This window comes from Arthrobacter sp. BC5 (assembly GCF_056680255.1).
Map to the genome: position 1 here is coordinate 60,469 of NZ_CM155273.1, position 18,154 is coordinate 78,622.

Below are 18,154 nucleotides of genomic sequence, written 5' to 3' on the forward strand. Positions count from 1 at the left end.
TCGGACGGCGCACCGCCACGGTGCATCTAGGCTTGGAGTCATGACGGCCCGCCTGATCCTCGCCTCGAAATCCCCTGCCCGCACCAAACTCCTCACCGAGGCGGGCATCCGCCATTCGGTCCTGGTGTCGGACGTGGACGAGCCCGCCGTCGTCGCTGCGTACGGCGAGCTCGACCCCCACGACACTGCCCTCCTGCTCGCACGCGCCAAGGCCGAGGCCGTCGCCGGGCTCGACGACGCCGACGACGCGCTCGTGATCGGGTGCGACTCCGTCTTCGAGTTCGACGGCGAAGCACACGGAAAGCCCTACGAGCCCGCGGTGGCGATCGAGCGGATCAGCCGGATGCGCGGCCGCTCCGGCGTGCTGCACACGGGCCACTGGCTCGTGGACACGCGCGACGGCGGATCGGGTGCCACGATCGGCGCGGTGTCCTCCGCGACCGTGCACTTCGGCGCCATGTCCGACGCCGACGTGACGGCGTACGTCGCCAGCGGCGAACCCCTGCAGTGCGCGGGGTCCTTCACCATCGACGGGCTCGGCGGGGCCTTCATCGACCGCGTGGACGGAGACCCGCACGCCGTCGTCGGGCTCAGCATCTCCACCCTGCGCGCCCTCCTGCAGGCGGCCGGGGTCTCCGTCACCGACCTGTGGTCACACACCGCGGCGTTGTAGGTTCCCTACAAAGGATCCCCGCACAACACTCCCCTTCAGCACGATCCATGGGCGGAAGCCACAAAACCGGGCTAGGCTCCGAACTGAGAAGAAGGAGTCCAACGCACCATGAGCCAGTCCCCCCTCGTCCCGTCCGAGTCCCCTGATGCCAGCAGCGCGAGCAACGACACCGGGCGGCAGCACCGGGTGACGAAGGTCCTGGTGGCGAACCGCGGGGAGATCGCCGTCCGGGTCATCCGTGCCGCGCGCGACGAAGGAATCGCCTCGGTCGCCGTGTACGCCGATCCCGACCGCGATGCACTCCACGTCCGCATGGCGGACGAGGCCTTCGCGCTCGGCGGGGAGACGGCCGCCGAGTCCTACCTGCTCATGGACCGCATCCTCGAAGCAGCCCGGCGCAGCGGCGCCGACGCCATCCACCCCGGGTACGGGTTCCTCTCCGAGAACGCCGACTTCGCCCAGCGGGTCATCGACGCCGGGATCACGTGGATCGGCCCCTCTCCCTCCTCCATCTCGCAGTTGGGCGACAAGGTCCAGGCACGCCACATCGCCGAGCGCGTCGGTGCGCCCCTCGTTCCCGGCACCCGGGACCCCGTGGAGTCCGTCCAGGAAGTGATCGACTTCGCCCAGGAGTTCGGGCTTCCCATCGCCATCAAGGCCGCCTTCGGTGGCGGCGGACGCGGCATCAAGGTCGTCCGCAGCCATGAGGAGATCCCCGAGCTGTTCGACTCGGCGGTCCGCGAGGCCACGGCGGCGTTCGGCCGCGGCGAGTGCTTCGTGGAGCGGTTCCTCGACGCACCGCGCCATGTGGAGACGCAGTGCCTCGCCGACAGCCACGGGAACGTCGTCGTCGTCTCGACCCGTGACTGCTCCCTGCAGCGACGGAACCAGAAGCTCGTCGAGGAGGCCCCGGCGCCCTTCCTCTCGGACGACCAGAACGCCCGGCTCTACGAAGCGTCCAAGGCCATGCTGCGCGAGGCCGACTACCAGGGTGCCGGCACGTGCGAGTTCCTCGTCGGCCAGGACGGCACCATCTCGTTCCTCGAGGTGAACACGCGGCTGCAGGTCGAGCACCCCGTCTCGGAGGAGGTCACCGGGCTGGACCTCGTCCGCGAGCAGTTCCGTATCGCCCGCGGGGAGGAACTCGGCTACGGCGACCCCGAGGTCCGCGGCCACTCCTTCGAGTTCCGCATCAACGGCGAGGACGCCGGTCGCGGCTTCATGCCGGCACCCGGCACCGTGCGGACCCTCAAGCTCCCTACCGGCCCGGGCGTGCGCGTCGACTCCGGCGTCGAGGCCGGCGAGGTCATCGGCGGCAACTTCGACTCCATGCTCGCCAAGCTGATCATCAGCGGGGCGAGCCGCGAGCACGCCCTCCAGCGTGCGCGCCGTGCACTCGGCGAGATGGTCATCGAGGGCATGCCCACCGTGCTCCCCTTCCATGCCGCCGTCGTCGCCGATCCCGCCTTCGCTCCCGCCGAGGGCCCCTTCTCGGTCCACACGCGCTGGATCGAGACCGAGTTCGACAACACCATCGCCCCCTGGACCGGTGCGGCCGATCCTTCCACCGACGAGGACTCGCGGCAGCGCGTCACGGTCGAGGTCGGCGGGCGCCGCCTCGAGGTGGTGCTGCCCGCCGGACTCGGTGCGACGTCGAACGGCAAGACGAGCGCTCCGGCCAAGACCAAGAAGTCCTCGCGGGCCCGGGCGGGCAAGGCGGCCGTGAGCGGCGACGAACTGACCTCACCGATGCAGGGCACGATCGTCAAGGTCGCCGCGTCCGACGGCGACGTGGTCGCCGAGGGCGATCTGATCGTGGTGCTCGAGGCCATGAAGATGGAGCAGCCGCTCACGGCGCACAAGTCAGGGACCGTGACGGGTCTCGCTGCTGCCGCCGGGGACACCGTCTCCGCCGGTTCCGTCATCGCCACCATCCGCGACTAGCGAGGTTCCCCCGCGACTGGCCGGTCAGCGGGGACGACGGGCGGGGGTGGGGTTCGGGCGCGGATCAGCCTCCGCCGTTGCCCTTGCCCTTGTCACGTGCGTCCTCTGCGGCCTTCTCGGCCGCCTCGCGAGCTTTCTCTTCGGCCTTGCGCTGCTGCTCGGCTGCCTTCTCCGCTGCCTTATCGCCGCTGCCGCCGGGCCGGGAGCCTTCCCCGCCGGCGTCCTCCGGCGCCGTGTCGCCCGCGTCCTCCGGTGCGGCATCGTCACCGGTCTCCCCGCCGTCATCCGCGGGATCCTCGTCGGCCGGTGCCGGGGCAGGCTTCACCGGCACCGGGGAGGTCTCGGCGGGTACGGGCTGCGGCGCCTGGTCCACGCTCTCCTCGACAGGCGCGGGCGCTTCCTCGGAGGGAACGATCTCGGACGGCACGACGTCGGCGGGAACCTGCCCGGCTTCGAGCGACGCGATCACCGCATCGATCCGCGCTCCGATCAGCGCTGCCCGCTCCTCGGTGACCGAGCCGGCAGTGGCTGCACTCTCGACCTCACCCCTGAGGCGCTGCGCGAGGACGATCGCTCCCGCGGAGTCACGCGCAGCAGCACGGGAGGCGATCGTGCGCACCTCGGCCTGGAAGTCGCCCGCCGTCGCGGCGTCGATGGGATCGCTGCCGCAGCCGGCCAGCAGCAGGGCCGCGCCGACCAGGAGGGGCACTCCGAGCCGGATCCTTCGTGGGGGTGCGATGGTCATCACTGCACGCTTTCGTAGAGTTCCTGAAGTCTCTCGCCGGGTTCGCCCGGGACGGCCGGCAGAGGTTCGATACCGGGCGCCGGGTCCCCGGGCACCAGGGTCGCGAAGGCCCAGAGGCCGGCAGCCAGCACGGCGACGGCGAGCAGCGCGACGAGCCACGGAACGGCGCGCCCACGGCTCCCGCGCGGGGATCGCCTGCTCGGCCGTTCCTCGCCTGCCGTCCCGCGCGCGTGCTGCACGCCCTGCCCCGAACGGCTCGGCGTCACCGGCGATGACCGCTCGCCGTGCTCCGGCAGGGCCACCGTCGAGGGGCCCGCACCGTCGCTCTCACGCGTCACGGAGACACGCGATGCGGGCGGGGACACCGGGCGAGAGGCAGGCGCGGCAGGACCCGGCCCGACGGCGGTTGCGGAGGTCGGACCCGACTCCTCAGCGACCGACGACGGGTACCTATCGGTGCCGCGCCCCGGACCGGCTGTGGCCCGGGTCGCGGAGACGGCCTGCGTGAGGCGCGATGTGTCCGCTTCGCCGGCGTCTGCCTGCGCCGCGCGCGATGCGCCGGCCCCGGCGTCGTGCGCCTGCGTTCCCTCGTCGACGGCTCGGTCACGGTCCGGAACGGCCAGGGCCGCGGTCGGGGGCACGTGCACGGGTAGCGCCGTCGTCGCCGGAACCTCCCCGTGCCGCTGCACACCCATGGCGATCAGCTCCCGGACCACCCGGGCGGCCTCCGGCCGGTCCTCCGGCCCGTCGAGGGTCATCGCGACCATGAGCGCGGACAGCGCGGGGCCTGCAGCATGCGGGACGGAGGGGCTCCGGCTCAGGCGTGCCAGCGCACTCTCGACCCCCGTGCCCGGGAACGCGCGCTCCCCCGTCAGGGCCTCGATCAGGACGAGGCCCAGCGAATAGACGTCCGAGGGCCGGCCCACGGCGTCACCCCGCGCCTGCTCCGGGCTGAAGTAGGCGGCACTGCCGATGACCTGGCCGGTCGCCGTCATCCGGCCGCCGTCGAAGAACCGGGCTATCCCGAAGTCCGTGAGGAGGTAGCGGAAGAAGCCGCTGTGCGGATCGGCCTCGCGCGTGAGGATGTTGGAGGGCTTGATGTCGCGGTGCACGATGCCGCGTTCGTGGATGTACTGCAGTGTCCGTGCGAGGTCCAGCGCCATGAGCCGGACCTCCTCGGGACCGAGCGGTCCCGCGGTGCGCAGCAGGACGCCGAGGTCCGGGCCCCGCACCAGTTCCATGACCAGGTAGGGGTTCTCGCCGGAGTGCTCGCCGTTGTCCATGTCCAGCACGCGGACCAGTCCGGGGTGATCGAGTCCGGCGAGCAGCCGCGCCTCGGCGGATCCCCGCTCGAGCCCGTCCGCCATCCCGGACCGGAAGAGCTTGACGGCGACGTCGCGCTGAAGGCGCGTGTCCCGGGCCATGAAGACCTCGGCCATGCCGCCGGTACCGACCCGCTCCCCCAGTGCGTATCGCCCGGCCAGCGCCTGCTTCTCCATGTCACCCGCTTCCGCTACCCCGTGGTCCGGCACCGGGCGCGCGAGTTCACCACGCACCCGTTGATTGATAAGCCGACTTTCCTTCCAGTGTACGGGCGGCATCGGGATCGGGGTTAAGCAGGGGCAGCGTCCTCCTGCCCTCAGCGGCGACCACGGGAACGAGGGCCCTGCCGCACCGGCTCCCGGCACCGGCCGGGAACGAGGACGGCGCCGCACCCGGGTGGGTGCGGCGCCGTCGTTACGCCCGCTGGAGCGCGCGGGATCTCCAGGACGATCAGGCGACGTTGTTCTCGTAGTCGTGGTCACGGGTCTCGCGCGAGATGTAGAGCGCGATGAAGGTGAGGACGGCCGCGACGGTCAGGTACGCGCCCACCAGCACGGTGCTTCCTCCCGCTGCCTGCCAGAGTGCGACGGCGATGAACGATGCCGGAGCGGCGCCGATCATGCTCGAGACGTTGTACGCCACGGCCGAGCCCGTGTAGCGGACGTTCGCCGGGAACAGTTCCGGCAGCACGGCGGCCATGGGCCCGAACGTCAGGCCCATGAGGATGAAGCCGATGATCAGCAACGCCATGGCACCGGCGGTGCCGGCCCCGAAGAGGGGCGCCCAGAGGAGTCCGAAGACGGCGATACCGACCGTCGTCCCGAGGAGCATCTTGCGGCGCCCGAACCGCTCGGCGAGGGGTCCGGAGACGACGGTGAAGATGCCGAAGAAGACGACGCCGATGATCAGCATCCAGAGGAAGTCGGTGCGCGCCATGCCGAGGCCTGGGACGAACGCGGCGGCCTGGGCTTCGGTGAACGTGCCGCCGGCCGCTTCGGCCTTGGCCCGCGCCTGCTCGAGGCTGGACGGCGCTGTTCCGTACGTCAGCGTGAAGGCGGTCATGAAGTAGAAGAGGACGTAGGTGGCGAACATGATGAACGTGCCGAGGATCAGCCCGCGCCAGTGGCGGCGGAACGTGGTGCCGAGCGGCACCTTCACCACCTTGCCGGTCTTCTGGACCTTCTGGAAGGACGCGCTCTCGATCAGCTTGAGGCGCACGTAGAGGCCGATGATGACCATGACGGCGCTCAGCAGGAACGGCACACGCCAGCCCCAGGACAGGAACTCCTCCGGGCTCAGCGTGGAGCTGAGGAGCACGAACAGCAGGTTGGCGAGGATGAAGCCGATCGGCGCCCCGAGCTGCGGGAACGTGCCGTAGATGGCGCGCTTGCCCGCGGGAGCGTTCTCGGTGGCGAGCAGAGCAGCACCGCTCCACTCACCGCCCAGCGCCAGGCCCTGGAGGAACCGCAGCACGACGAGCAGCAGCGGTGCCAGGAAGACCCACCCCGGGTTGGTCGCAGCGGGGAGCAGCCCGATGAGGAAGGTGGCGATACCCATGGTGAGCAGTGAGGCCACCAGGGTCGCCTTGCGCCCGATCTTGTCGCCGAAGTGCCCGAACACGATGGAGCCGAGCGGGCGTGCGACGAACGCGACGCCGAAGACGGCGAACGAGCTGAGGAGCTGGTTCGCATCGCTCTGGTTCGGGAAGAAGAGCGCCGGGAAGACCAGGACGGCGGCCGTGGCGTAGATGTAGAAGTCGTAGAACTCGATCGTCGTGCCGATGAGGCTGGCGAAGATCACCCGGCCCCTGCTGTTCAGGGGCGTGGTTGTTCCGCTGGCACCAGCGGAAGTGGAGGAGGTCATGGGCTGCGGCTTTCTCGGAACGAGGCGCTGCCGCAGGTCCACGAGGCCCTTGCAGCACGGCGCCCGTGCTTCACTTGAACCCTGATATTCGACCACCGGTGTCCAGAACGTGGATAAACGTGTCCACGTACTGGACACCGGGAACTACGCCGGCACCGGGAACCACGCGGGAACCGGCGGGGTTGCGGGCCTGCGACCCCCAACCCCCTAGATGTGGACGTGCAGGCGCCGCGCGGCCTCCGAGATGGAACCCGTGAGCGACGGGTAGACGGTGAAGGTGTTCGCCACGTCGTCCACGTGCAGCTTCTTGGTGACGGCGAGCGCGAGGGGGAAGATCAGCTCCGAGGCGCGGGGGCCGACGACGACGCCGCCGATCACCGTGCCGGACCCCTTGCGGGAGATCACCTTCACGAAGCCGTCCTTGACGTTCATCATCTTCGCGCGGGCATTGGTGTGCAGGGAGAGCTTGACGACGTCGCCCTGGTACCGCCCGGATTCGATGTCCTCCTCCGTCACGCCGACGGTCGCGATCTCCGGGGAGGTGAAGATGTTGGAAGCGACCTGCTTGAGCTTGATCGGGCTCACCGAATCGCCCATGAGGTGCGCGATCGCGATCCGGCCCTGCATCGCGGCCACCGAGGCGAGGGCGAACACGCCCGTGCAGTCGCCTGCCGCGTAGACGTTGGGCGCCGTGGTGCGCGAGACGCCGTCCACCTGGATGTGGCCGGACTCGCTGACGGCGACGCCGGCCTCCTCGAGGCCGATGCCCGCGGTGTTCGGCACGGCGCCGACAGCGACGAGGCAGTGGCTGCCCTCGACCGTACGGCCGTCCGAGAGATGGACGATCACGCCGTCCTCGGTGCGGTCGACGGCGTCCGCGCGGGACTTGGACAGGACGGTCATGCCGCGGTCCTTGAAGACGCCCTCGAGCACCTCGGCGGCGTCCGCATCCTCTCCCGGCAGCACGCGGTCGCGGCTGGAGATCAGGGTGACCTTCGAACCGAGGCCGTTGTAGGCGCTGGCGAATTCCGCTCCGGTCACGCCCGAGCCGACCACGATCAGGTGCTCCGGGATCCGGCGCATGTTGTAGAGCTGCGTCCAGTTGAAGATGCGTTCGCCGTCCGGCTTGGCGCTCGGCAGCTCGCGCGGGGTCGAACCGACGGCGAGGAGGACGGCGTCGGCCTCGATGATGCTCGTCTCGCCGTCGGACTCGACCTCGAGCCGGTGGTCGTCGAGCAGCTTGCCGGTGCCGATGATGACCCGAACGCCGAGGCGCTCCAGCGTGGCCCGGATGTCCGAGGACTGCTCGACAGCGAGCTTCAGCAGCCGCTGGTTGACCTTGTCCAGGTCCGCGTAGACCTTGCTGTCCGCGGAGAAGTGGACCCCCAGTCCGCTCGCGTCGGTGAAGCGCGTCATGGTGTCCGCCGTCGCGATGAGGGTCTTGGACGGCACGACGTCCGTGAGGACCGCCGATCCGCCGAGGCCCTGGCGCTCGACGACGGTCACCTTGGCGCCGAGCGAGGACGCGACCAGCGCCGCTTCATACCCGCCGGGCCCCCCACCGAGGATGGCCAGGCGCAATGAACTGAAATCGAGTTGGTTGGTCACGTCCTCGATTATCGCCCATGCCACCGACACCCCCGAAACCCAGCGGGTCCCGCCGACGGGCCGAGCGGGATGGCGGCCCTGGCCGGTGGTCCGCTCGTTTGCTCAGAGGGTAAGTTGTAGCGGTGACTTCTGATCCCTTTGACCTGGCCCGCGACGCTGCCGGCCACATCGCCCGCGCTACCGGAATCGACCGGCATGACACCGCCCTCGTCCTCGGCTCCGGCTGGGGCGAGGCAGCCGAGCTGATCGGCGAGACCACCCACACCCTCGACGCCGCGGACATCCCCGGATTCTCCGCACCCGCCGTCGTGGGCCACACCGGCACCATCCGCTCCATCCTCACGCCCAACGGCAAGCGTGCCCTGGTCCTGGGCGCCCGCACGCACTTCTACGAGGGCAAGGGCGTGCGCGCCGTCGTCCATGGCGTGCGCACGGCCGCTGCGGCCGGCGCGACGACGATGATCCTGACCAACGGGTGCGGCGGACTGCAGGAGCACTGGCAGCCCGGCACGCCCGTCCTCATCAGCGACCACATCAACCTCACGGCGTCGTCGCCGCTGGAGGGCGCCACCTTCGTGGACCTCACCGACCTCTACTCCTCGCGCCTGCGGGAGCTCGCACGCCAAGTGGATCCCTCGCTCGAGGAAGGCGTCTACGCGCAGTTCACCGGACCGCACTACGAGACGCCCGCCGAAGTGCAGTACGCCAGGCGCATCGGCGCGGACCTCGTGGGCATGTCCACCGCGCTCGAAGCCATCGCCGCACGGCACGCCGGCATGGAGGTTTTCGGCATCTCCCTCGTGACCAACCTGGCGGCCGGCATCAGCCCGGTGCCGCTCAGCCACGCCGAGGTCCTCGAGGCGGGACAGGCGGCAGGACCGCGCATCTCGCGCCTGCTGGCCGACATCGTCGCCACGATCTAGCACCCGGGCACCGCCCGCACGCCGCACGACCAGCATGACCGGTGCCCGTCGGGCATCCACCGCCGATCCACGTCAGGAACTCGCATGACCACCTCGGAACTGGACACCCTTCTCGCCTCCGCCGACGCCTGGGCCGACGCCGACCCGGATCCGCAGACGGCGGAGGAACTCCGTACGCTCCTCGGACGCGTGCGGTCGGATGACTCCTCCGCGGCCGTCGCGGAACAGGACCTGAGGGACCGCTTCTCCGGTCCGCTGGCCTTCGGCACGGCCGGCCTCCGTGCCGCCCTTGGCGCCGGCCCCAACCGGATGAACCGCGTGGTGGTGCGCCGTGCCGCCGCCGGCGTCGCCGCGCACGCCCTGGACCTCGCCGCCGGGGCGTACGCACCCCGCGCCGTCGTCGGCTTCGATGCCCGCCACAACTCGCGCATCTTCGCCGAGGAGACCGCGGCCATCCTCACCGCCGCCGGGATCGACACGTTCCTGATGCCGCGCGAACTGCCGACGCCTGTGCTCGCCTACGCGATCCGGGCCCTGGAGTGCGAGGTGGGCATCATGGTGACGGCGAGCCACAATCCGCCACAGGACAACGGGTACAAGGTGTACCTGGGCGGGCGGGCCGTGGAGGAGGACGCCCGCGGCGTCCAGATCGTGGCACCGCACGACGCCGGCATCGCGGCGCACATCGACGCGATCGGGGGGATCGACGCCGTCGAGCTCGCGGCAGGAGGCTGGACCGTCCTGCCGGAGTCCATCGCGACCGACTACATCGCCTCGGTCGCGGCCCTGGCGGACCCCGCCGGCACGGATCGCGACTTCCGGATCGTCCTCACTCCCCTGCACGGCGTCGGCGGACGCACGGCGCAGGCGGTCCTCGCGGCGGCCGGGTTCGGGGACGTCACGATGGTGGAGCGCCAGGCCGAGCCGGACCCCGACTTCCCGACCGTCGCCTTCCCCAATCCGGAGGAACCCGGTGCACTGGACCTCGCCCTCGAGACCGCGGTGGAGGTGGGCGCCGACCTGGTGATCGCCAACGACCCGGACGCCGACCGCGTGGCGCTGGCCGCCCGCGAGCCCTCCACCGGTGAGTGGCGCATGCTCCGCGGCGACGAGGTCGGAACCCTCCTCGGGCTCCACCTGGCGTCCCGGCTCACGGCGCAGGCCGGCGGCTCTGCCGACCGCGGGAACGTCTTCGCCAACTCCATCGTGTCCTCCCGCCTGCTCGGGCGGATCGCCGCGGTAGCCGGGATCGGCCATGCGCAGACCCTGACCGGTTTCAAGTGGATCGCCCGCGTGCACGACCTCTCCTTCGGCTACGAGGAGGCCCTGGGCTACTGCGTGGCACCGGAGCTCGTGCGGGACAAGGACGGCATCTCCGCCGGCCTGCTGCTCGCCGAACTCGCCGCCGCCACCAAGGCCGCCGGCCGCACCCTCTTCGACCTGCTGGACGACGCCTTCCTCGTGCACGGCCTGCACGCCTCGGACCAGCTCTCGGTGCGCGTGGGCAGCCTCGGCCTGCTCGGGGCCATGATGAACAGGCTCCGCGAGAACCCGCCGTCGTCGTTCGCCGATTCGCCGGTCGGCGTCGCCGAGGACCTCGCCCGGGGGTCGGCGAGCCTGCCTCCCACGGACGGGCTCCTGTACCTGACGCAGGACCAGACGCGCGTCATCATCCGGCCGAGCGGCACGGAGCCGAAGCTCAAGTGCTATCTCGAGGTCGTCGAGCCGGTCGGGTCCGCCGCCGAGCTCGACGCCGCCAAAGCCACCGCCCGTGCACGCCTCGACGCCGTCAGGCACGACGTGGGCGAGGCGCTCGGCCTCTGAGCCGCCAGCCCGGGACGCGCGAGCGTGTCGTCCCGGGCGGTCGTCGGGGCACCGCGACGGACCGCGCCGGGCGACATGGAAAGATGGACACCATGCCTACCGACGTATCCCTCGCCTCCTACATCGACCACACGCTCCTGAAGCCCGAGGCCAGCCGCGAGCAGATCCTCGAGGTCTGCCGCGAGGCGGTCGAGTACTCGTTCAAGTCCGTCTGCGTCAACCCCCTGTGGGTCAGCACCGTCCGCACCGCGGTGAAGGACACCGGCGTCCTCACGTGCTCCGTGGTCGGCTTCCCCCTGGGCGCCACCACCACCGAGGTCAAGGTCTTCGAGGCCCGCGGCGCGGTGGCAGACGGCGCCGACGAGATCGACATGGTCATCGACATCGCTGCCGCCCGGGCCGGCGAGAAGGACCTGCTGGTGCAGGACATCCTCGCCGTGGCCGACGCCGTCCACGAGCACGGCGCCATCCTCAAGGTGATCATCGAGACCTCGCTGCTCACCGACGAGCAGAAAGTGCTTGCGTGCGAGGCCGCGGTGGAGGCAGGAGCGGATTTCGTGAAGACCTCCACCGGCTTCAACGGCGGCGGCGCCACCGTCGAGGACGTCGCACTGATGCGGAGGACCGTCGGTCCGGACCTCGGCGTGAAGGCCTCCGGCGGCGTCCGGTCGCTCGAGGACGCGAGGTCCATGATCGACGCCGGAGCAACCCGTATCGGGGCCAGCTCGGGAGTCGCTATCGTTAAGGGTGAACAGGGCGCCGCAGGGTACTGAGGGCGCCGCAGGAAGATCCCGCAGGAACGCACGCTAGGAGACCGAATGTCACATGAAGCCAGCGCGGAGCGCACCAGCCGCCGCGCCGACAGCCCGCCCGCCCACGCCGGCAAGGGCCACCTCGTCGGGAACATCCTGGTGTTCGTGATCATGTTCGGCCTGTTCCTGCTCGGGATGTACCTCCTGACCTGGTTCACCCCGCAGAATGTGTGGCCCATGGCCGCGGTCATCGTGCTGGCCTTCATCGCGTTCTTCGTCCCGCAGGGCATCCTGGGGCGCGCCGACACCGGCTACGACCTCGCCGAGGGAAACCGCACCGACGAGAAGGAGACCTCGGCGGGCGTGAGTTCCTGATCCCTGCGCGGACAGAGCGCGCACGATCGAACCGAGAAAGGCCGTCCCCACGGGGACGGCCTTTCTCGTTCATCCTGCAAGCCGGCGGCGCGGACCTCGGCAGGATTACGCCGTGAACACCGCATCGAGCACGTTCTTCGCCCAGTCGAGGATCTCGGCGTCCACGAGGTCCCGGCCTCCGATCCTCGCGGTCTTCGGCTTCGGGACGAGCACCGCATTCAGCGCGGGCTTGATGGCGGCGCCCGGGTACATCCTGGTGAGCCGCATCTGCTTCGACTCGGGCAGGTCCGCCGGTGCGAACTTGATGAAGTTGCCCTGCAGCGCCACGTCCGTCAGCCCGAGGGCGCGGGCGGCCACCCGGAAGCGCGCCACGGAGATCAGGTTCTGCACCGCAGCCGGGGGCTCACCGTAGCGGTCCTCGAGCTCGGCGACGACGGCGTCGATCGCCTCGTCCGTGATCGCGGCCGCGAGCTTCCGGTAGGCCTCGAGCCGGAGCCGCTCCCCGGGCACGTAGTCGTGCGGCAGGTGGGCGTTGACCGGCAGCTCGATCTTCATCTCCGCCGCCTTCTCCTCGGCCTCGCCGCGGAAGGTGGCCACGGCCTCGCCGACGAGGCGGATGTAGAGGTCGAAGCCGACGCCCTGGATGTGGCCCGACTGCTCGCCGCCGAGCAGGTTGCCCGCCCCGCGGATCTCGAGGTCCTTCATGGCCAGCTGCATGCCGGCGCCCAGCTCGTTGTGCGACGCGACGGCCTTGAGGCGTTCGAGGGCCACTTCGCCCAGCGGCTTCTCCGAGGGGTACAGGAAGTAGGAGTAGGCCCGCTCCCGGCCGCGGCCCACGCGGCCACGCAGCTGGTGCAGCTGCGAGAGGCCGTAGGAATCGGCGCGGTCCACGATCAGCGTGTTCGCGTTGGAGATGTCCAGTCCGGTCTCGATGATCGTGGTGCAGACGAGCACGTCGAACCGCTTCTCCCAGAAGTCCACGATGATCTGCTCGAGCCGGGATTCCGTCATCTGCCCGTGGGCGACCGCGACGCGTGCCTCGGGCACGAGCTCCTTGAGGTGCGCCGCGGTGCGGTCGATCGACGAGACGCGGTTGTGCACGAAGAACACCTGTCCCTCCCGCATCAGCTCGCGCCGGATGGCGGCCGAGGCCTGCTTGTCCGTGTACGGGCCCACGTACGTGAGCACCGGATGGCGCTCCTCCGGCGGCGTGGCGAGCGTCGAGGTCTCGCGGATGCCCGTGAGCGACATCTCGAGCGTGCGCGGGATCGGCGTCGCGCTCATCGCGAGGACGTCCACGTTGGTGCGCATCTTCTTCAGCGCTTCCTTGTGCTCCACGCCGAATCGCTGCTCCTCGTCGACGATCACGAGGCCGAGATCCTTGAAGGAGACCTCCTTCGACAGCAGGCGGTGCGTGCCGATCACGACGTCGACGGCGCCCGAGGTGAGTCCCTCCGCCGTCTCGCGTGACTCCTTGGCCGTCTGGAACCGGGAGAGCGCGCGCACGCGGACGGGAAAGCCGGAGAACCGCTCGGAGAAGGTCTCGAAGTGCTGCTGCACCAGAAGCGTGGTGGGTACGAGCACGGCCACCTGCTTGCCGTCCTGCACCGCCTTGAAGGCCGCCCGCACCGCGATCTCGGTCTTGCCGTAGCCGACGTCGCCGGAGACGAGGCGGTCCATCGGGACCTCCCGCTCCATGTCCGCCTTGACCTCGTTGATGGTGGTCAGCTGGTCGGGTGTCTCGACGTACGGGAAAGCCTCCTCGAGCTCACGCTGCCAGGGCGTGTCCGGGCCGAAGGCGTGTCCGCGCGATGCCATGCGCGCCGAGTACAGGCGGATGAGCTCCCCCGCGATCTCCTTGACCGCCTTGCGCGCCTGGTTCTTGGTCTTGCTCCAGTCCGAGCCACCCATCTTGCTCAGGGCCGGGGCGTCGCCGCCGACGTAGCGCGTGACCTGGTCGAGCTGGTCGGTGGGCACGAAGAGGCGGTCTCCGGGCGCACCGCGCTTGGACGGCGCGTACTCGAGGACGAGGTACTCGCGCGTGGTCCGCGTGGGGCCGGCACCGGTGGAGCGCTGCATCAGCTCGACGAACTTCGCCACGCCGTGCTGCTCGTGGACGACGAAATCGCCCTCCTTGAGCTGCAGGGGGTCGACGGCGTTGCGGCGGCGCGAGGGCATCTTGCGCATGTCGCGGGTGCCCGAGGCACTCGTGCGGCCGAGCAGGTCCGCCTCCGTGAGCAACCCCATCTTCAGGCCGTCCACCACGAACCCGCGGCCGGCGCACGCCGTCGTGATCTCGATGATGCCCGCCTGCGGCGCGGCGTCCAGCGAGTCGACGCGGCTGGCGGGGATGTCGTTGTCGTGGAAGAGCTCCGCGAGGCGCTGGGCCGGTCCGGGGCCTTCGGTGGCCACGACGACGCGCCACTGGTCACGGACGCGGCCGCCGATGAACTCCATCATCTCGGCGACGTCGCCCTGGTAGCCGCGCGGTTCGCGCGCGTGCAGCGTGAAGCTGTCGACGTCGCTCAGTTCCTCGTCGGCGCCGAAGGACGTGATGCCCCACCACGCCACGGAGTGGGCGAGCGCCGTCGCCCGGGTGTCGGTGAGCGAGCGGAAGCTGGCTTCCTGCAGGTCCGTCCCCAGCCCCTCGCTGAGATCGAGCGGTGCGGCACCGCCCTCGGACGCCGTGGACCACGCGGCCGCGAGGAACTCCTCGTTCGTGGCGGCGAGGTCGTGCGCGCGGGCACGGACCTTCTCGGGTTCGATGACGACGGCGATCGAACCGGGCGGCAGCTCACCGGCGAAGGGCACCATGGCGTCGACGAGCACGGGCGCGAGGGACTCCATGCCCTCGACGGCGATGCCGCCGGCGATCTTCTCGAGCATGGACGCCGCGGCCGGCAGCTCGGACTGCAGCCTCGCGGCGCGGGACATGACCGACGGGGTGATGAGGATCTCGCGGCACGGCGGCGCGTACAGGGCGGCCGGCGGCTCGCCCGAGGTCAACGAACGCTGGTCGGCGACGGCGAACCAGCGCATCTGGTCCACCTCGTCGCCGAAGAAGTCCACGCGGATCGGGTGGTCCTCGGTGGGCGGGAAGACGTCGATGATGCCGCCGCGCACCGCGAACTCACCGCGGTGCGTGACCATGTCCACGCGCGCGTAGGCGGCGTCGGAGAGGGCCTTGACGACGTCGGAGAAGGCCACCTCGTCGCCGACCTTCAGGGACACGGGCTCGAGGTCGCCGAGTCCGGCGACGAGCGGCTGCACCACGGCGCGGATGGGCGCCGTGATGACCCGGACCGGGGACCCTTCCGGGTGCGCGAGCCTGCGCAGCACCGAGAGGCGGCGGCCCACGGTGTCGGAGCGGGGCGACAGCCGCTCGTGGGGCAGGGTCTCCCAGCTCGGGAACTCCTCGATGGCACTCTCGGGCAGGTAGCTGCGCAGCGCCGCCGCGAGGTCCTCCGCTTCCCGCCCGGTGGCGGTGATCGCCAGGACCACCGGCACGGCGCCGTCGGGACCGGCGCCGCCGAGGGTGTCGAGGCCGTCGACCATCTCCGCGATCAGCGGGGCCCGCATCCCGGCGGGCGCGCCGATCTGCAGGTCGGCGCTGCGCTGCTCGACCGGCCGCGAGGCATTGGTCCGCACGCGCGCGTAGGAAACGTCATCGGCAAGCGCCGCGCGCAATCCGTTCAGGCTCATCTGTCAGGGGCTCCTCAGGAGTGGATTCCTCCGCCCCGTCCCGTCGGTCGAGACGCTCGCCGACGGGACGGGGACAGCACGAAAACCCGGAAAGACGAATCGTTCCCGGGGATGCGTCAACTCTACCAAGGGGCCCTGACGCTTTGCCGGTCCGGCCCCACCCCACCAGGGGCCAGGCCGTAGGATTGCGGAAGACCCCTGGCCCGCCGTCGCGGCGGCGTCCACCCCGAATCCTCCGGAGGAACCATGGCTTTGAACGCGTCCACCACGCTCCCCTACGACACCACCACGGTGCTCGGCGTCTTCACCGACGAGGCCTTCGTGCGCCACATGAGCGAGTACGTCGGCGGATCCCTCGAGTCCCTCACGCTCGACGGCGACGCCGCCGGGGCGTTCACGCTCACCGCCGTGCGCACCATGCCCACCGACCGGCTGCCGGACATGGCCCGCAAGTTCGTCGGCGAGACACTCTCCGTCACGCAGACCGAGCACTGGGAGGCTCCCGCGGCCGACGGCTCCCGTCAGGCCTCGCTCGAGATGACGGTCGCCGGCGTCCCCCTGAACGTCTCGGCCGTGCAGCGCCTGATCGCCCAGGGCACCGACACCGTCGTCGACCTCCAGGGCAACGTCACCTCCTCCATCCCGTTCCTCGGCGGGAAGATCGCCGGCGCTGCCGAGCCGATGATCGGCAAGGCACTCAATGTGCAGGCCGTCGAGGCCCGCAAGTGGCTCGAGAGCCGCTGACCCGGCAGCCCTCCAGCGCCGCGCATTCCCACCCTCCCCGACCCGAAAGACCGCACCGTGCAGCTCCCCACCCCCCTCGCCCTCATCCTGATCCTCGCCGGCGTCTGGACCCTGATCGTCTGGCCGCCCTTCCTTCGCCGTATCCTGAAGGACCCGCGGGCGCGCGATGAGAAGGGAGCGGCCACGCGGTTCCTCACCGTGCACCTCATGCTCATCTCGACGTCGATGATCCTCGGCGCCGCGACCGCCGTGATCGGGGTGCGGGCCCTCATCGCCTGAGGCACTGCCGCCCGCACCGCATCCGCCCTACCTCAGGAGACCGATGGCACACGAGAACCCGAAGGCGTCCGGCGCCCATCCTGTGATCCTGCAGCGCTCGAGCTACCCGGAGTACCTGCGCATCACGGAGATCCTCCGCAAGGAGACGGTCGGCGGCATCCTGCTGCTGATCGCGAGCGCGATCGCCATCATCTGGGCCAACTCGCCCGTCTCCGAGTCCTACTTCGCCGTCCGGGACTTCGAGTTCGGCTACGAGCCGTGGCACCTGAAGCTGTCGGTGGGCGCCTGGGCCTCGGACGGCCTCCTGGCCGTGTTCTTCTTCCTCACCGGTCTGGAACTCAAACGCGAATTCGTCGCGGGCGACCTGCGGCGGATCAGCCGTGCGATCGTGCCCGTCGCGGCCGCGTTCGGCGGCGTCGTCGTCCCCGCCCTCGTCTACACCGCCGTGAACCTTTCCTCACCCGACACGCTGCGCGGCTGGGCCATCCCCACGGCGACGGACATCGCCTTCGCCCTGGCCGTGCTCGCTGTCATCGGCTCCCACCTGCCCGGCGCCCTGCGGATCTTCCTGCTGACCCTCGCCGTGGTCGACGACCTCATCGCCATCGCGATCATCGCGTTCTTCTACTCCGAGGACGTCCATCTCACCTACCTGCTGTGGATGCTCCTGCCCCTGGGACTGTTCGCCCTCCTCGCCCAGTGGCGGCCGAAGTTCTTCGGCACCACCACGCGCGGCCCGTGGCTGATCCTCCTGCCGCTGGGCATCATCACCTGGGCCCTCATGCACGCCTCCGGTGTCCACGCCACCGTCGCCGGTGTGCTGCTGGGCTTCTGCGTTCCGGTACTGCGGAAATCCGACGGGAAACCGGCCCTGCCCCGGCCCGGCAAGCCCGGACTCGCGGAAGTCCTCGAGCACCGCTTCCGCCCCCTGTCCACCGGTTTCGCCGTACCGGTCTTCGCGTTCTTCTCGGCCGGGGTGGCGATCGGCGGGGCCGAGGGCTTCGCGTCGGCCCTCACCGATCCGGTGCTCATCGGCATCGTCCTCGGACTGGTCCTCGGCAAGCCCCTCGGGATCATGCTGACCACGTTCCTCGTCACGAAGACCACCAGGGCCGACCTGGACCCCGGCCTGAGCTGGTGGGACCTCCTGGGCGTCGGCATCCTCGCCGGCGTGGGCTTCACGGTCTCCCTGCTGGTCAACGACCTCAGCTTCGGGGCCGGCAGCGAGCACGACGACCACGCGAAGGTCGCCATCCTCACGGCGTCCCTCACGGCCGCGCTGCTCTCGAGCGTGGTCCTCCGGGCCCGCAACAAGCACTACCGCCGCCTCGAGGCGCAGGAGAAGATCGACGCCGACCAGGACGGCATCCCCGACGTCTTCGAGGACCGCGGGAACTAG

The 18,154-nt window shown here is 70.5% G+C and carries 14 protein-coding genes; 9 read left to right on the forward strand and 5 right to left on the reverse strand.

Features of this window, described 5'->3' with window-relative positions; translation table 11 throughout:
* The first annotated feature begins 40 nt into the window (after positions 1 to 40).
* Together AC1MFI_RS00220 and AC1MFI_RS00225 are read left to right on the forward strand one after the other, a co-directional pair.
* A complete protein-coding gene (locus AC1MFI_RS00220) occupies positions 41 to 673 on the forward strand; it encodes a Maf family protein (RefSeq protein WP_479818658.1) in 633 nt (210 codons plus the stop codon).
* Between the two features lie 108 nt (positions 674 to 781).
* On the forward strand, positions 782 to 2,617 hold the full coding sequence (locus tag AC1MFI_RS00225; protein WP_479818659.1) for an acetyl/propionyl/methylcrotonyl-CoA carboxylase subunit alpha: 1,836 nt from the start codon (positions 782 to 784) through the stop codon (positions 2,615 to 2,617).
* 64 nt (positions 2,618 to 2,681) lie between these two features.
* On the opposite strand, the gene AC1MFI_RS00230 is transcribed toward AC1MFI_RS00225, so the two are convergent.
* The 4 genes from AC1MFI_RS00230 to AC1MFI_RS00245 all read right to left on the reverse strand — a co-directional run bounded on the left by AC1MFI_RS00230 (position 2,682) and on the right by AC1MFI_RS00245 (position 8,156).
* Positions 2,682 to 3,362 (reverse strand): hypothetical protein, encoded by a 681-nt coding sequence (locus AC1MFI_RS00230; protein ID WP_479818661.1) that lies wholly within the window; start codon positions 3,360 to 3,362, stop codon positions 2,682 to 2,684.
* On the reverse strand, positions 3,362 to 4,861 hold the full coding sequence (locus tag AC1MFI_RS00235; RefSeq protein WP_479818662.1) for a serine/threonine-protein kinase: 1,500 nt from the start codon (positions 4,859 to 4,861) through the stop codon (positions 3,362 to 3,364). The genes AC1MFI_RS00230 and AC1MFI_RS00235 overlap by 1 nt, the downstream gene beginning before the upstream one ends.
* 274 nt (positions 4,862 to 5,135) lie before the next feature.
* Positions 5,136 to 6,548: an MFS transporter gene (locus AC1MFI_RS00240; protein WP_479818663.1), complete on the reverse strand. Its 1,413-nt coding sequence runs from the start codon at positions 6,546 to 6,548 to the stop codon at positions 5,136 to 5,138.
* 207 nt (positions 6,549 to 6,755) lie between these two features.
* On the reverse strand, positions 6,756 to 8,156 hold the full coding sequence (locus AC1MFI_RS00245; RefSeq protein WP_479818665.1) for an NAD(P)H-quinone dehydrogenase: 1,401 nt from the start codon (positions 8,154 to 8,156) through the stop codon (positions 6,756 to 6,758).
* Between the two features lie 122 nt (positions 8,157 to 8,278).
* On the opposite strand from AC1MFI_RS00245, the gene AC1MFI_RS00250 reads away from it, so the two are divergent.
* From AC1MFI_RS00250 to AC1MFI_RS00265, 4 genes are all read left to right on the forward strand, one after another.
* Entirely contained in the window at positions 8,279 to 9,079 is an 801-nt protein-coding gene (locus tag AC1MFI_RS00250) for a purine-nucleoside phosphorylase (RefSeq protein ID WP_479818667.1), read from the forward strand.
* A gap of 84 nt (positions 9,080 to 9,163) precedes the next feature.
* Entirely contained in the window at positions 9,164 to 10,903 is a 1,740-nt protein-coding gene (locus AC1MFI_RS00255) for a phospho-sugar mutase (protein ID WP_479818668.1), read from the forward strand.
* A gap of 92 nt (positions 10,904 to 10,995) precedes the next feature.
* Entirely contained in the window at positions 10,996 to 11,676 is a 681-nt protein-coding gene (gene deoC, locus AC1MFI_RS00260) for a deoxyribose-phosphate aldolase (RefSeq protein ID WP_479818670.1), read from the forward strand.
* A 45-nt stretch (positions 11,677 to 11,721) separates the two neighbouring features.
* Positions 11,722 to 12,030, forward strand: a complete 309-nt coding sequence (locus AC1MFI_RS00265; RefSeq protein ID WP_479818672.1) for a hypothetical protein — start codon at positions 11,722 to 11,724, stop codon at positions 12,028 to 12,030.
* 105 nt (positions 12,031 to 12,135) lie between these two features.
* Here AC1MFI_RS00265 and mfd read toward each other — a convergent pair whose 3' ends face one another.
* Positions 12,136 to 15,732, reverse strand: a complete 3,597-nt coding sequence (mfd, locus tag AC1MFI_RS00270) for a transcription-repair coupling factor (RefSeq protein WP_479818674.1) — start codon at positions 15,730 to 15,732, stop codon at positions 12,136 to 12,138.
* A gap of 246 nt (positions 15,733 to 15,978) precedes the next feature.
* Between mfd and AC1MFI_RS00275 the strand changes: the two genes are divergently transcribed.
* The 3 genes from AC1MFI_RS00275 to nhaA are packed head-to-tail and all read left to right on the forward strand — an operon-like array spanning position 15,979 to position 18,154.
* Positions 15,979 to 16,476, forward strand: coding sequence for a DUF2505 domain-containing protein (locus AC1MFI_RS00275; protein WP_479818676.1), 498 nt, complete (start codon positions 15,979 to 15,981; stop codon positions 16,474 to 16,476).
* Between the two features lie 57 nt (positions 16,477 to 16,533).
* Positions 16,534 to 16,755, forward strand: a complete 222-nt coding sequence (locus AC1MFI_RS00280; RefSeq protein WP_479818678.1) for an SCO4848 family membrane protein — start codon at positions 16,534 to 16,536, stop codon at positions 16,753 to 16,755.
* A gap of 43 nt (positions 16,756 to 16,798) precedes the next feature.
* On the forward strand, positions 16,799 to 18,154 hold the full coding sequence (gene nhaA / locus AC1MFI_RS00285) for a Na+/H+ antiporter NhaA (protein ID WP_479818679.1): 1,356 nt from the start codon (positions 16,799 to 16,801) through the stop codon (positions 18,152 to 18,154).

Bases quoted from the DNA above. Each gene is read 5' to 3' on its own strand.
- AC1MFI_RS00220 (WP_479818658.1), top strand. From the start codon at position 41: ATGACGGCCCGCCTGATCCTCGCCTCGAAATCCCCTGCCCGCACCAAA.
- AC1MFI_RS00225 (WP_479818659.1), top strand. From the start codon at position 782: ATGAGCCAGTCCCCCCTCGTCCCGTCCGAGTCCCCTGATGCCAGCAGC.
- AC1MFI_RS00230 (WP_479818661.1), bottom strand. From the start codon at position 3,362: ATGACCATCGCACCCCCACGAAGGATCCGGCTCGGAGTGCCCCTCCTG.
- AC1MFI_RS00235 (WP_479818662.1), bottom strand. From the start codon at position 4,861: ATGGAGAAGCAGGCGCTGGCCGGGCGATACGCACTGGGGGAGCGGGTC.
- AC1MFI_RS00240 (WP_479818663.1), bottom strand. From the start codon at position 6,548: ATGACCTCCTCCACTTCCGCTGGTGCCAGCGGAACAACCACGCCCCTG.
- AC1MFI_RS00255 (WP_479818668.1), top strand. From the start codon at position 9,164: ATGACCACCTCGGAACTGGACACCCTTCTCGCCTCCGCCGACGCCTGG.
- deoC (WP_479818670.1), top strand. From the start codon at position 10,996: ATGCCTACCGACGTATCCCTCGCCTCCTACATCGACCACACGCTCCTG.
- AC1MFI_RS00265 (WP_479818672.1), top strand. From the start codon at position 11,722: ATGTCACATGAAGCCAGCGCGGAGCGCACCAGCCGCCGCGCCGACAGC.
- mfd (WP_479818674.1), bottom strand. From the start codon at position 15,732: ATGAGCCTGAACGGATTGCGCGCGGCGCTTGCCGATGACGTTTCCTAC.
- AC1MFI_RS00275 (WP_479818676.1), top strand. From the start codon at position 15,979: ATGGCTTTGAACGCGTCCACCACGCTCCCCTACGACACCACCACGGTG.
- nhaA (WP_479818679.1), top strand. From the start codon at position 16,799: ATGGCACACGAGAACCCGAAGGCGTCCGGCGCCCATCCTGTGATCCTG.